Raw genomic sequence first — 14,660 nt, forward strand, 5'->3', positions numbered from 1 at the left:
CAATCACCTCCTTCCGTTGTTTAGTATCTGCACATACTCATATGCACATATCCAGATAAATGTTTCAAAAAAAACACTTGGGACTCATTGTTTTTCTTTCTTCTTGGATTGCCCAGTTTTTATGCGGATTTCCAGGCAGTCACAGAAGCCCCTACAGCAGCCCTCGACAGAAGCCTTGTTGATACTATAGTAGACATTCTGACCGTCGCGGCGGTCGTGTACTACATCAGCGTCCCTCAGGATTCCCAGATGTCTGCTGATGGTTGGCTGGGACAGCCCGATGTTAGCCACTATCTCGCTGACGGTCATCTCCTTAGATGAAAGGAGTGCCAGGATTCGGAGTCGAGTCGGGTCTCCAAACGCCTTGAAGTATTTGCTGTATGCTCTTTCGTTGATCATATCACTACTATATCAGTGGAACGATGCCTTAGGTCTGTACAAGTATAATCATATGTGTATGGGCAAATGTCCCACTTGTCAACCTATTTATACACTGATTACGCGTGGTTGCACCATTTTCGTGGAAATCTAAGGAGATGTCAGCACCGTGCTGCCTCCGACGGCGGCTATCCTCTCTGTCGAACCCCAAACGCCGTAAAGGTCTGTGAGGACACCAGATTCCCGACGCGTCCAGGTATCTCCATCGGGGGAAGTGAATATGTTTCCGAAGTGTCCCACAGCGACGAATTGAGAGCCGGTCCACTCGATAGCGCGGCTTTGGTGATTTTGAGAGAGGACTCGACTGTTCCATTGGAGCCCATCCGATGAGAATAGCAGCTCTGAAGGATCAAAGCCGATCGCGATTGCCACATCGCCAGACCAGGCGACATCCTCATAGTGAGCTGCGCTGGCCGTAGTCGTGTGCTTCAAAACCCAATCCTGGCCAGTCTCCGATGTCCAGATTGCATATACTAAACCCGGTACCTGAAACCCTGATGCGATGAATCGATCCCCTGTCCACACAACGCTACTCATACTGCCAACCTGTTCGATAGATTCAGAGTCCCATGTTATCGCGTCTGCAGAAGTTCGCACATCTGCGAGCATCGACCCATCGGTAACATAATGCCCACCTACGGCAACATACATATCTCCGGTGAAGACGACGGCATTCATGGAGCGTGCAACATGACCGGTACGCCGTACAGTCCACTCGATGCCATCGGGGGATGTCATAATGAATTCCGCATCTCCAACCGCAACGAAGATAGTATCAGCCCATATTATTTTGTGGAGATCACCGACAGCAGGCGTTTCAATGACCTGCCATGAATCTCCGTCAGTTGATCTCACGACCTGGCCGCTTATCCCGACAGCCACGAACGCACTGCCTGAGTACGCGATATCACAGAGAGACTTGCTCAGTATCAGTTGGTGCTCCGTCCACGAGACTCCGGGCGATGCATGCCCAGTGGTGAATGTCCACTGATACTCTTCGCTCGGCCGATTGCCGGCTTCATCCTGTATGGTTGAAGACACGGTGGCCGTATACGTGGTGTTGTGACGCAATTCTTCCGATGGTGTGAACACAATCGTATCTTGCAGACAGATGGAGATGCCGACTGCCGTTGGATTGAGATAAATTACGCTCGTGCCGATCGATGAACATACTATAGGTTCTGACAATACGACGACAAGCGAGTCAGCAACTGACACGGCTGTTTGCCCATTTTCCGGATATGTCGATAGCACTTCAGGCGGGGTGTTGTCTGTCGGTGGGGAGACGGGCTCTTTCTTCTTGCTGCAAGCAAGTATTAGCAGGATTATTGTGAACAATAGAATGAGACTACGACTGATTCTTTGTGACATGCGGCAACCCCGGCAAATCGTGTGTTTGTGAATCCACAAAGTACGCATGCGGGTTCATGTTGTCAACCTCAAACGAGAGATGAGATTGGGCTATGAGTTCACGGCTCTCACTCTCTATCATGAGTCTTTTTCATCGATCAGGCAACCAGAGCTTTTTGATTGACTTTCCACAGCTCATTCTCAATCTTATTTGCGATTGACCGCGGACGGACAATTGAGTCCATTTACGATATGGGGCTAGATTCAGGAACTCAGAATGTCGGAGGAGAAATCCAGACCGAACGAACAGCAGGCGCCATATCCGAAGGAGACAGCTGTTGAATCCGAACAGAAGATGAGCGAATCGACATCACAACAGGAAGGGGACAAGAGCATCAGGCCGGAGCCCGTTAGCTTTGGCCTGGGAGCGACAGATCCGAAGGTGACAAGCAAGGAGAGTCGCGCACAGGAGGATGAAGCTGCTGCTGCGTCATCTTCTCAAAAGGAGCAGAACGCGTCTGCCAGTTCAGGGACGCCATTCATTCTCAATGTGAGCGACCCGAATCGAACCTACACCCTGTCAGCATCGACAGACAAAGCCGCTGATCGTGACACTCTGGGACGAGAAGTCTATGCACAGGCTTTGGCGCGGCTGATCTCATTTGCGGATACGCAAACCCCAATAACAATTGGCCTGTATGCCTCATGGGGACAGGGCAAATCGACACTGATGAATCTGGTGCGGAAGAACGTGACGCTCCTGAATGAATCACCCAGAGAACAGTATAGGAACACGTACACAGTGTGGTTCAATGCCTGGGAGTACGACGATCAGGAGAAGGTCTGGGCCGGATTGCTTAACAAGATAGTCGAAGAGTATGAACATCAGTACAATTGGTTCAAAATCTGGATCGATAATGCTGCACACAAGATCTTCAGACGAGGCGGATGGAGGAAACTTATCCCTCAAGTCTTGCTTGCTTATTTTGCGGTTCTGGTGGTAGCTGTAGCTCTCGCCGTGCCCCAACTGAGAGAGTACGCCGAATTCACGACCACTGGTGGCTTTATCGGAATCGTTGCAGCGATATATGGCATGTATAAGAAGCTGCGAACTCCTATCGGCGGAGGATTTGACGAGTACTTCAATCTGCCGAACTATGAGCATCAGCTCGGTGTCCGGGACGAAATTCAGCGCGATCTGAAGTTTGTACTTGATCGGCTGTTGGAGAGGCAGGATGCTCCTGCTGGCAGCGGAGGGGAACCAGTGAGACAACACCGGCTGCTGCTGCTTATCGATGATCTCGATCGTTGCTCGCCGGAGAAGATTGTCAGCGTACTGGAAGCTTTGCATCTTTTCCTGAGCACGTCCGGAGTAGCTGCAATCCTCGGGATGGATTCTCGCACTGTAGCTATGGCAGTTGCGAAGAGTTACGAACACCATTTCAAACGGGATGCATTGGAGGACGACAAGCTGCACTTCGGACTGGAGTACTTACAGAAGATAGTCCAGATACCTTTCTGTATTCCGGAGACAAGAGACTTAACGCAGTATCTCGATGGTCTTATATCCTCTGAGGAGATGCCTGCGGCGCAAGAAGATCGTCCGATCGCAGCCGGTACAAAGGATTCAAAAGATCAGGCTATCGAGTTCGATGAGCGAGATAAGGCCGCCTTTAAGGCTTTGGCTGAGTACCTGGATCCCAATCCGCGGATGGTCAAGCGCCTGATAAATATCTTCAGGATGTGCAAATATATCATGGCGGAGTGGGCGAAGGTCGACAATTCCTGGACGGACTATTCTCCGGCTGTGCTACTGAAGTGGATGACGGTGTGCATGGTATGGCCGAAGGAAGCGGCAATAATCCGACCCCACACTGATGGTGTCGGGTCGAAGTTCCCTGAAGATCATGTGTATTCCATATTCGAGAAGGATAATAATGCAGAATCAGATAAATATCTCCAAAAGGATGTACTCTTGAGTGCTTTGCTTCGGGCATGTGATCAGGAACTGACATTTGGAGACGTGAAGAAATACTCACAGTTATCGGACATGTTCTTCATAGAGTCCAGGCTGCGTCGGAATAGCGAAGACAAAGCAAAGTGATTGCCATCCAAATTCACAATATATTGATCCCGTATTCCATTTGACGAAACCTTTAGTTATGCGTTTCGTAGAGTACGTTGTGTGGCGTTCGCCACACAGGCAACCATGACTCACGATTGGCTGGAGGTTCCCCTTAGCCAACAGGGTCCCACCGCACTGTCTTCGTTGAGATGAAACTGAAATGCATAGGGAGGATTCATGCATCACCACACAAAACAACTGATCTGCGCTTTATTGCTGCTTGTCGTAGCAGGGGGAGCTTCGGCAGCAACTGATTACTCGAAAGCGATCGTACTCGACATTCCGGACGAAGTCGCGCTGCAACAATTCGGAGTGATTCCGGGGATGGAACTCTCCACGCTGGATATGATAGATATGGCTGCGAGGGCATTCGATGGCGATACTCTGAAGCTTCTGGTCATACTGGTCGACTGGAGCAACCGGCCTCACACGTACCCGAAAGAGGTTTTCGACAGCCTGATATTCTCGCGCAATGTCTATCCCGGTGGTTCGGTAGCCGACTATTACCATGAAAATTCTTACGGCCAGCTGATTATTACCGGAGAGGTCAGGAACTGGTATATGGCTGGCGGCTACGCCGGTTTCTATCAGTTCGAGAATCTCTTTGACTGGCTCGACGCACAGATAGACTACACGCAGTTTGACGGTAATCACGACGGCATAGTGGACGCCGTCGCGTTCATCCGGGCCGGCACGGGGCAGGAGGAGACAGGCTATGAGATGGATATCTGGTCATACGCGATGATTTACGGTCCCGGAGGGGAACTCGGTCCATGGGATGGGATGCTTGTCGGCCAGTGGTTCACATCTCCGGAGGAGCGCCCACTTCGTTCTGCCACGTGCCCATCATATATACTGCCAACAGATACTCTAAGTCGCATCGGTGTGCTCTGTCATGAGCTGTGCCACGATCTTGGCATGCCGGATATGTACGACTATGACGAGAAACTAAATGTGAGTACTTTCAGCACGCCGAATGATGACAACGACCATCCGCTTGTCGACTGGTGCCTCATGGGTTACGGTGGATATGGACTGCTAGCTTTCGGGTACTCATCGCCGGCACACCTCTGCGGATGGCAGAAACTCAAACTCGGTTGGAACGAGCCTGTTTACTTAGGGCAGGGCACGTATGATGATCTGGTCATCAACAGCATCGAGACGACGAATGATTCATCGCTTTACATAATACCCATAAACCCGTCGGACGGTGAATATTTCCTGCTGGAGTACCGGAATCCACGATCTTCAGCCCTATTCGACAAGTTCGATTCCGATTTCAGCGCCTATCTATGCCCTGATGTCACATTTGGCAATGACACGCTTGATGGTGGGCTGCTGGTTCTGCACGTTCATGACTCAGTGAGTCCGCCGTGGAACTGGTGGCGGATCAACGGGGGCGTTCCACAATGGGATCACTATACCGTGGCGGCCGAAGACATGGGGTACAATCCATCGATGGACGCATGGAGCAATCCCGAAGGGCATGTCACCGACAGCGCTCAGTGGTGGTATCCATACGAGACGCGGCGTGCAGCTACTATGAACCCTGATGTTGCCGGTCAGGAGGAGTTCGGTCCAATGACATACCCGTCAAGCGACAGCTATTCGGGGCCGACCGGAATCGTCATCAGAGTCGATTCGATAGTTGGCGAGAAGCTGTATGCATATATATACAACCCCAATCAATTCGATCAGGACGCCGATGGTATCGAGGATATGATCGACAATTGCGCGGCGTCATATAACCCCGATCAGGAGGATTCCGACGGTGATATGGCCGGCGATTCCTGCGACAATTGCATGTACGTATACAACGAAGATCAATTGGATCTGGATGATGATTCAGTGGGCGACATATGCGACAACTGCCCGACGGATGCAAACACAGATCAATTGAACAGCGACGAAGATGCATACGGTGATGCCTGCGACAACTGTCCCGACGATGACAACCAGGGACAGGAGGACGCAGATGGCGACAATGTCGGCGATCTCTGTGATAACTGCATGAGCACACCGAACTCGTTGCAGGAAGATAACGACGGTGATGGACTTGGAAATGTATGCGACAATTGTCCGTACCATTACAATCCAGGTCAGGAAGATTCGAATGGTAACGACATCGGTGATGCGTGCGACTTCCTCTGCGGGGATACCGACGGCAGCGGTGCGGTTGATATTGACGATGTCGTGTATCTGATACAGTACATCTTTGCCGGCGGCCCAGCTCCCGACCCGGTCGCGAAGGGTGACGTAGATTGTTCAGGCGGAGTCGACATTGATGATGTTGTTTATCTGATTGGCTATATTTTCGCAGGTGGTCCAGCACCCTGTGCCAATTGCTCGTAATGGGGCACAGGTAACCAAACGCGCTTTCGAAGCCCGCCTCGATGGAGGCGGGCTTTCTGATGCGGTTCGTTTGAGAGCATGGGCGAAGCTGAGATAAACCGTTCATGAGCTTCCAGAATGTCACTCTTTTCAGTCCCTCTTTGACGCCAATTGCCTTGCTAATATGATTCTGTTATATATATTGGGGCGGGAGGTAGGTCTTATGATTATCACAGTTGACGATCTTCACGAAACAGTCATAAAAGAATGGCCGTTTTCGGTCAAAGCTGTTGGCCTTGAAGCGAACATAATCAGAGAAATCCTCAAGGTCTCGTCCAAACCGGGATTGATCAACTTCGCGGGAGGCCTTCCTGCCCCCGAGTTGTTTCCTCAGGCTGATCTGAAATCCGCTGCTGTTCGCGGATTGGAGAAATATGGTCCCGCAATGCTGCAGTACAGTCTCAGTCAGGGTGTGACCGAGCTTCGGGAGCAGATTGCCGCACGACTATCTGAGCAGATCGGTATGGAGTTCACATCCAACATAATCCAGATAACATCTGGCTCTCAGCAGGGTCTCGATCTCGTTGGTAGAGCTTTTTTGAATCCGGGAGACTATGTTCTAACAGAACGTCCGACTTATCTTGGAGCGCTTCAGGCTTTCAATCTGAGTCAGGCGAAATATTGCACTGCTCGGCTTGAAGAAGATGGGATGAATATTCAGGAGGCCGAGGAGCAGATCAAGAAGTACAATCCGAAATTGATTTATGTCGTTCCAAATTTCCAGAATCCAGCCGGATTGACTACATCCACGGAGAAGCGCCAGGCGATTGTCGATCTGTCGAAGAAATATCAGGTTCCGATCATTGATGACAATCCATATGGAGAGCTCCGGTACAGGGGTGAGCGTCAGAAGTCATTCAAAGAACTCGGAGGTAACGCCGTCATCCAGCTTGGCACATTCTCCAAAATAGTCGCGCCAGGTCTCCGTATTGGATTTCTCGCGGCATGTCCCGAGGTTATGCAGACTATTGAAAGGATCAAGCAGTCATCAGATTTGCACGCGAATACATTCGCACAGTATATGATTGTCGAGTATATCCAGTCCGGAAGGCTAGATGGGTATCATATTCCTCTTCTAATAGAAGAGTACGGTAAGCGCAGAGACACTATGATCAAAGCGATGGAGCGCGAGTTCCCGTCGAGCGTGACATTTACGCAGCCCGATGGCGGCCTGTTTTTATGGGTGACTCTGCCTGAGCATGTCTCTGTTTCCAGCATGCTTAATAAGGCAGTTGAGGCAGGCGTCGCGTTTGTGCCGGGCAAGCCGTTCTATCCGCACGGTGATACCGACCATCATCTCAGACTGAATTTCTGCAATGCGACCCAGGATCGGATCAAAGAAGGAATTAAACGCCTCGCGGTAGTGTTTCACGATACACTCTGAGTTCACGGGGCGAACGGAAAGAGAGCGAGATGGCATCGGCTGTCTCGCTTTTTTATTGTATTCGGGGGATTGGATGCTTAATATCCAGTTCGAGGATATTTTATGGCAAGTCTTGACTTCACGAAGATGCACGGTCTCGGAAACGACTTTATAATAATCGACGGAATAGGCAAAAAGATATCATCGCGACCGTGGAGCAAACTGACCGTCCAGCTGTGCGACAGATTTACCGGTGTCGGTGGCGACGGCGTCATACTCGCTCTACCGTCGCGACGGGCCGACGCCAGGATGCGGATTTTCAACTCCGATGGTTCAGAGTCCGAAATGTGTGGCAATGGCCTGCGCTGCATGATTCGATTGATATATGATCGAGGCTATCTGAAGACGAGGCAGTGCAGCATTGAGACGATGAAGCGGAACATAGCTGCCCAAATAGTATTTGCAAGCAAGAAGAACTTTCTGGTGAGATATTGCGTTGGGGAGCCTGAATTCGTTGCTGACAGGATTCCAATGAATGTCAATCAGGAATACTTCATCAATGGAAAGATCAAGATAAACCGCAAGAACTATGTGGTTACATCACTTTCTGTGGGGAATCCGCATACGGTTGTATTCGTGGACGATCTATCATTTGACTGGAGGACAATCGGGGCTGAGATAGAGGTGCATCCGATGTTCCCGAATCGAACTAATGTCGAGTTCGCGATGCCCGCCACTAAGAGCAGAATCCTGCTCAAGAGCTGGGAGCGCGGTGCCGGACCAACTCACGCATCCGGAACCGGTGCCTGCGCTGCTGTCGCCGCCGGCGTTCTGGTGGGGCTACTTAAACGCGAAGTTGAGGTCGTCTGTGATTTGGGAAGCTTAATCGTGGAATGGCCGCAGAGCGACGGCAGCATATATCAGACTGGTTCCGCGGATTACAGTTTCACTGGAATAGCATAGGATCCTGTCCAACCTACCATGCCCAGGAGCATCATCGATTTTGTAGTTGATTACTACCGGCATTTACGAATTATCTCCCGCAATGCTGCACTATTCCTTCTCGGATCATTCTTCATCAACATGCTGTTCTCGGTTTTCTATCTGATATTTAATCTCTACCTGCGCGAGCTGGGATTTTCGGAGAGTGTGATCGGCCGGATTCTCTCAGCGACTGCCATCGGCTCTATGGTGGCGGCGATTCCGGCGGCGATACTGATATCGAAATATACAATCAAGCGCATGCTGTTGGCTTCGACAGTTGTTCTCGCCGCATCGTTCTATCTGATGGTAACATTAACTTCGACGGTTTCGATAATGGCCGCAGCCTTTCTTATGGGTGCGTTTATGTCATTCTCGCGGGTGGCGTCGGCGCCATTAATAATGAGAAACAGCACGCAGAAAGAGCGGACGTATGTCTTCAGTCTCAATTTCGCTAATTGGATGTTTGCCGGCATAATCGGGAGTTTCGCGGGCGGATATGCTCAAAAATGGTATTCGGTCACGTACGGCGCCGGACCCGGATCGTATAGATTCGTTCTCTATTGCGGCATCGCGATTTGCCTTCTGGCGCTGATACCTTATGCGATGATGAAGGCGAGACCTCCGGCCAAGGAAGAGCGTAAGTTTGTCCTGGATCGTCGGCTCCTCAAAGAGAAAGGCGGTCTGCTATTCAAGTTGTCATTCCCGTTTTTCCTTGTCGGAGCTGGTGCGGGGCTGATTATACCGTTTCTGAATCTATATTTCAGGGACGTCTTCGATATGTCGACCGAGACGATCGGGACTTACTACGCAATCGTGCAAGCGACCATGATTATCGGTGTGATGGCAGGCCCGGTGCTGTCGAAGCGTTTTGGCATGGTGCGGACGCTGGTTGTATCTGAACTGGCTTCAATTCCTTTCATGCTGATAATGGCATTCTCCGGAAATACGCAGCTCGTGGTCATCTCATTCTTGTGCAGGGGCGCTCTGATGAACATGGGGCAGCCAATCGGCACCAATTTCACTATGGAGATGGTCTCGGAGGATGTACATGCGCTTGCCAACAGCTTCGGCATGCTGGCATGGACATCGTCGTGGGCAGTCTCGACTCAGCTCGGCGGCTGGGTGATAGAAGGTTATGGGTATACTCCGTCATTCATCATCACAATCTGTTTCTATCTCGCGTCGGCAGCTCTCTACTATCACTATTTCGCGAATTCGGAGTTGAAAGAGGGGCATTCCTACCGCATAATTACACCCAGTGGGGATGGATTTTAGTTGATTAATGGCACTGTCAGGCTATATTTGACGGCTGCAGTGCGTTTTCAAGGACCGTGCGATCGGACGGCCTCCGGCAATGCAAGCTTGATTTGACAATTGATCTAATCGGTGTTTTGTTAATGAGTGAAGACATATTCAAAGAAGAGATCAGCAAGCATATCGCCGATGCTCTCGGTGTCGCGGTGGCCGATATCTACGATCTGCTTGAACTGCCGCGCGACAGGAAGATGGGAGATCTCGCACTGCCCTGCTTCACGCTCGCGAAGCAGATGAAGCAATCTCCGCAGCAGATCGCGGCCCTTATTTCCGAGAAGCTCAGCAAGGTAGCCTGGCAGAAGATGTCGCATGCGTCAGCGATTGGCCCATTTGTAAATTTCTTCTACAAGACACCAGAGCTTGCAGCGCATATCGTAAAGAACATACGGGCCGTGGGTGCGGGTTTTGGCTTGGCTGATGAGGGACAACGGCAGAAGATATTAATCGATTTCTCATCTCCAAATATCGCAAAGCCGTTCGGAATTGGCCATCTGAGGTCGACTGTGATCGGCAACGCGCTGTATCATATCTTCGAGAAGCTCGGCTATGAATGCATCGGCATCAACCATCTGGGAGACTGGGGGACACAGTTCGGCAAGATGATCGTCGCATATCGTGAGTGGGGATCAGAGGAAATGCTCGAAGAAGATCCCGTTCATGCACTCTTCGATCTCTATACGAAATTCCATCGCGAAGCCAAATCGAGACCGGACCTCGACGAAGAAGCAAGGCGACAGTTCAGGCTGCTCGAGCATGGAGATGCTGAAGCGATCGAGCTGTGGGGACGTTTCAAGCGTTACTCGCTTGCCGAATTCAATCGCATCTACGATATGCTCGGAATCAAATTTGACTACTTCACCGGTGAAAGCTTCTACAATGACAAGATGGATGCTGTCCTTCGGATTCTTGATGACAAGCATCTTACGAAAATCTCTCAGGAGGCGTTGATCGTTGATCTCGAGGAGTACGACCTCGGCGCGTGCCTGCTCAAGAAAGGCGACGATGCTACTCTGTACGCGACTCGTGATCTCGCGGGGATATTGTTTCGCCATCAGGAGTTTGACTTCGTGCGCTGCCTGTACGTGGTCGGAGCGGCTCAATCGCTGCATTTCAAGCAGGTCTTCAAAGTGATAGAACTAATCGGCTATGACTATGCTGACAGGCTTGTCCATGTGCCGTTCGGGTGGGTGAGGTTTGAGGACAAGGCAATGTCCACCCGCGAAGGAAACATTATATTTCTCGAAGAAGTGATTGCACAATCGAGAGATCTTGCCAGAAATATCATATTGGAAAAGAATCCGGAGATCGAGGACATCGATGGGACCGCCGAGGCGATAGGTGTCGGTGCAGTCATTTTCGCGCAAACCTCTGTCCGCAGAATGAAAGATATTGACTTCAAATGGGAAACAGCACTCTCATTTGAGGGCGAAACCGGACCGTATCTTCAGTACACTCATGCGCGACTCTGTAGTCTGGGTAGGAAGTTCGGGAAGGACATTCCAGACTCCATCGACTTTGGATTGTTGAAAGAAGAGGAAGAGAAGCACGTATTGAGTTCACTTATGCAATATCCGGAAAGGATCAGACAGGCTGCGAGGGAGTACGAGCCGTTTGTGATTTCTTCATACCTGATCAGTCTTGCCCAGGAGTTCAACACGTACTATCAAAAGCATCGTGTCATTACCGACAATACTTCGCTTAGCGAAGCACGGATGACCCTGTGTGATTGTGTCAGAATCATTCTGGCCGATGGCCTACGAATTCTTGGGATAGTCCCATTGGAGAGAATGTAATCATGAGCAAGCATACAGATGAGATAACGCTGCCGGCATCCTCCGAACTCGCAGAAGAACTGATCTTCCTCGGATTGATGCAGGGCCGCGAGGTGATGTTGTCTGGTGCAGGGGACCTGCAGATTTCAGAAGACCTGATGAACTTCGCTGGCAGAATGGGATACTGCATAACATATTCAGACTGCAACATAGAGATGATATCCGCAGGTGAACGAAGAACTGACACCGAGACCTTACAGGTCGCCGACAAACGGGATTTTTTCAGGAAGATGCTCGTGCTTGCACGAAGCCAGAGCGACGCTCATCTCGCCGTGCCGAAAGATATCGATAGTGATTTTGAATCAGAACTCATTCTCTACAAGAGAATGGGTTTCGACTATGATCTCATCGAGCGCAATGGCAGCAGGCTCTGTGTGCCGACACGAACGGAGACTCCGAACATCAAGTATCGACTTCCTGCCAAGAGTTACCATCTTCTGGACTCGATAATCTGCGGAACGATCGCTTCCGGGTGCTCGGTAGAGCTGACCTCACCGGTCGAAGTCCATCCGACGCCAATCATGACTTTGCCGGATATCGGCATTGAACTACTGTTGCAGAAAGATGAGCAGGTAGAGGACGAACTGGCTCGTCGCCTGAAACGCCTGAGACCATCCGGCAAGAAGAAATTCAGATACACAGTGCAGAGACATGACATTACTGAGCCGTTGCGAGCGATTCTGCCGGGAGATCACCTTCCCGGGCTATTCGTTGTCGGAGTGGGATGCATCAGATCGGCTTCCGGCTTAATCGTCCGCGGATTTGCCAAATCTGAAACGATTAGTGCATTCTGCCGGATGTTAGGCAAGATGGGAGCCGGAATCACGCTAAGAGATAGTTCGGCCGAGGCATCCGGTGGCATGTGTGAAATTGCGCTTTCCACTTTAGATCTGACAGGGAAGCGATTCGGCGGAAGTGACATCAGATCGTGCCCGGAGTCATTCGCAGTTTTGGCGACCCTCGGCATGCTCGCTGCAGGCAAGACTGTCATCCGCGATCTCCCCTTCGGATCGAATCTGTGGCGGAGACGTGTTGGGTTCGTCAGGGATGTGCTGGAACAATGCGGAGCTCGAATCGGAGAAGTCGAAGATGGCCTGGTTGTGGAGAAGGGGGTCGATTCGATGATGATGTCCTGGGTCGAAACGGTTGACCCGTATTGCGATCTATTTCAGCAGATGCTTTCAATAGCTCTCCCGCATCACTCCTCATATTGTGAACCATCGCATTTCAAGAACTCACAGCTCTTCCATCTGTACAACGTTCAGCCGGCTGAAACTGTACGCTGACACCTTGAAATCGGTACTTTAATCATGCCCGAGACTCCCGAAGAAATTCTAATCAAGGGAAGTGTCGAGAGAATCGATCTAACCTCCGGTGGTATCCTCGGAACTTTGATCAAACTGGCGTGGCCGGTTGTTGCTGCGATGTTTGTCCACACAGCCTTTCTGATCACAGACATGATCTGGCTTGGCAGGCTAGGCGCCTCAGAGATGGCGAGCGTCATCTCCAGCATGTTCTTCATCTGGATACTCTTCTCGATTGCAGAGATTGTGACAGCCGGTCTGGTTGCGATTGTCTCGAGGCATTACGGAGCGAAGGAATACGGGAAAGCATCATACGCTGCATCGCAAGCAATCGGCTATTCGGTAATGCTATCGATCATAATTACCGTGATTGGATACACCTTCGCACCGGAATTCCTGAGGTTTATGGGCACCGATGCGGATGTTACGGCCTTCGGAATCGACTACCTCCGGGTACGCTATCTGGGGACGATCTTTCTCTTTTGGTATGAAGCCGGTGCCTCCATATTCCGTGCGACTGGAGATACAAGACGACCGATGATCATATCTCTGGCTGCAGTAGTGGGAAATATCATACTCGATCCATGCTTCATCTTCGGGGTCGGCCCTATCCCCGCAATGGGGGTAAAGGGTGCCGCTATCGCGACAGTAGTATCGACGCTGCTTGCCGTAGTCGGTCTGCTGACATACATCCTGAACGGGAAGCTCACTATCGACTTGAGAATCAAAGATATTGTCAAGACAAACTCAAAATTGCTTTGGCAGATGGTCAGAATCGGCTTGCCACTGTCAGTGAACGGCGTTCTCTTCTCCGTGGTGTATGTCTTCATCACGAAGATCACAGCGTCATTCGGAACCGAAGCGATAGCTGCTCTCGGTGTCGGAAACAGATGCGAAGCATTGTCGTACATGATCTGTTTCGGTTTTTCCGTTGCTGTGTCGACCATGGTGGGGCAGAACCTCGGGGCGAAGAAGCCGGATCGCGCCGAACAGGCGGCGTGGATCGCTCTTGGGATCACCGGTGCAATCACAGCCGCTGTCTCGGCTCTGTTTCTGCTGATTCCGGGGCTTATTACAAAGGCATTCATAACGGATGCGAAAGTGATTGAAATATCGAAAGACTACCTCATGATACTCGCAATCTCGCAGGTCTTCATGGCTGCGGAGATTGTTCTGGAAGGCGCATTCTCAGGTTCAGGGAATACACTGCCGCCGATGATTGTCGGCATCCCCGGCTCGCTCATCCGCCTCCCGATTGCATATCTGCTCTGTTTCACGCTTGAGCTGGGGGTGAATGGTGTTTGGTGGGCGATTACTCTGACCACGGTTGTGAAGGGTATAATTCTTGTGATCTGGTTCAAGAGGGGTCATTGGAGATTGCAGGAAATAGAGTAACGCGTAGAGCCGAAATGAGTCTGCAAAAATATCTGGACAAAGATTCGAGTGTGGATATATTGATAGATTCGCTTCGAGTCGAAGGAACTGCCGCCTGTTTCGGCGTCGTGTTCGGGAGCGGCTGATAGATTTGATTTGAATCGACGATTTTCAAGGAGTGACAA

General features: G+C 50.8%; 10 protein-coding genes. 8 read left to right on the plus strand and 2 right to left on the minus strand.

Translation table 11 applies throughout. From position 1 onward, the window contains the following. Positions 1-84 precede the first annotated feature (84 nt). Both KKH67_13755 and KKH67_13760 read right to left on the minus strand, forming a co-directional pair. Positions 85-399 (minus strand): metalloregulator ArsR/SmtB family transcription factor, encoded by a 315-nt coding sequence (locus tag KKH67_13755; protein MBU1320244.1) that lies wholly within the window; start codon positions 397-399, stop codon positions 85-87. A gap of 129 nt (positions 400-528) precedes the next feature. Beyond that, complete coding sequence (locus KKH67_13760; protein MBU1320245.1) at positions 529-1,809, minus strand: Ig-like domain-containing protein; 1,281 nt, start codon at positions 1,807-1,809, stop codon at positions 529-531. Positions 1,810-2,065: 256 nt separating this feature from the next. On the opposite strand from KKH67_13760, the gene KKH67_13765 reads away from it, so the two are divergent. From KKH67_13765 to KKH67_13800, 8 genes are all read left to right on the plus strand, one after another. Continuing rightward, positions 2,066-3,892 (plus strand): KAP family NTPase, encoded by a 1,827-nt coding sequence (locus KKH67_13765; protein MBU1320246.1) that lies wholly within the window; start codon positions 2,066-2,068, stop codon positions 3,890-3,892. 198 nt (positions 3,893-4,090) lie between these two features. Continuing rightward, positions 4,091-6,265: a M6 family metalloprotease domain-containing protein gene (locus tag KKH67_13770; GenBank protein ID MBU1320247.1), complete on the plus strand. Its 2,175-nt coding sequence runs from the start codon at positions 4,091-4,093 to the stop codon at positions 6,263-6,265. 202 nt (positions 6,266-6,467) lie between these two features. Then, complete coding sequence (locus tag KKH67_13775; GenBank protein MBU1320248.1) at positions 6,468-7,688, plus strand: PLP-dependent aminotransferase family protein; 1,221 nt, start codon at positions 6,468-6,470, stop codon at positions 7,686-7,688. 102 nt (positions 7,689-7,790) lie between these two features. Beyond that, complete coding sequence (dapF, locus tag KKH67_13780) at positions 7,791-8,630, plus strand: diaminopimelate epimerase (GenBank protein MBU1320249.1); 840 nt, start codon at positions 7,791-7,793, stop codon at positions 8,628-8,630. 18 nt (positions 8,631-8,648) lie between these two features. After that, a complete protein-coding gene (locus tag KKH67_13785) occupies positions 8,649-9,926 on the plus strand; it encodes an MFS transporter (GenBank protein ID MBU1320250.1) in 1,278 nt (425 codons plus the stop codon). A 122-nt stretch (positions 9,927-10,048) separates the two neighbouring features. Further along, the gene (gene argS / locus KKH67_13790) at positions 10,049-11,758 is read left to right on the plus strand and encodes an arginine--tRNA ligase (protein MBU1320251.1); all 1,710 of its coding nucleotides are present in this window, start codon (positions 10,049-10,051) and stop codon (positions 11,756-11,758) included. 2 nt (positions 11,759-11,760) lie between these two features. After that, a complete protein-coding gene (locus tag KKH67_13795; GenBank protein MBU1320252.1) occupies positions 11,761-13,083 on the plus strand; it encodes a hypothetical protein in 1,323 nt (440 codons plus the stop codon). A 24-nt stretch (positions 13,084-13,107) separates the two neighbouring features. Continuing rightward, complete coding sequence (locus KKH67_13800; GenBank protein ID MBU1320253.1) at positions 13,108-14,496, plus strand: MATE family efflux transporter; 1,389 nt, start codon at positions 13,108-13,110, stop codon at positions 14,494-14,496. The last annotated feature ends 164 nt before the right edge of the window (positions 14,497-14,660 follow it).

The organism is Candidatus Zixiibacteriota bacterium (assembly GCA_018820315.1).
Taxonomy (GTDB): domain Bacteria; phylum Zixibacteria; class MSB-5A5; order JAABVY01; family JAHJOQ01; genus JAHJOQ01.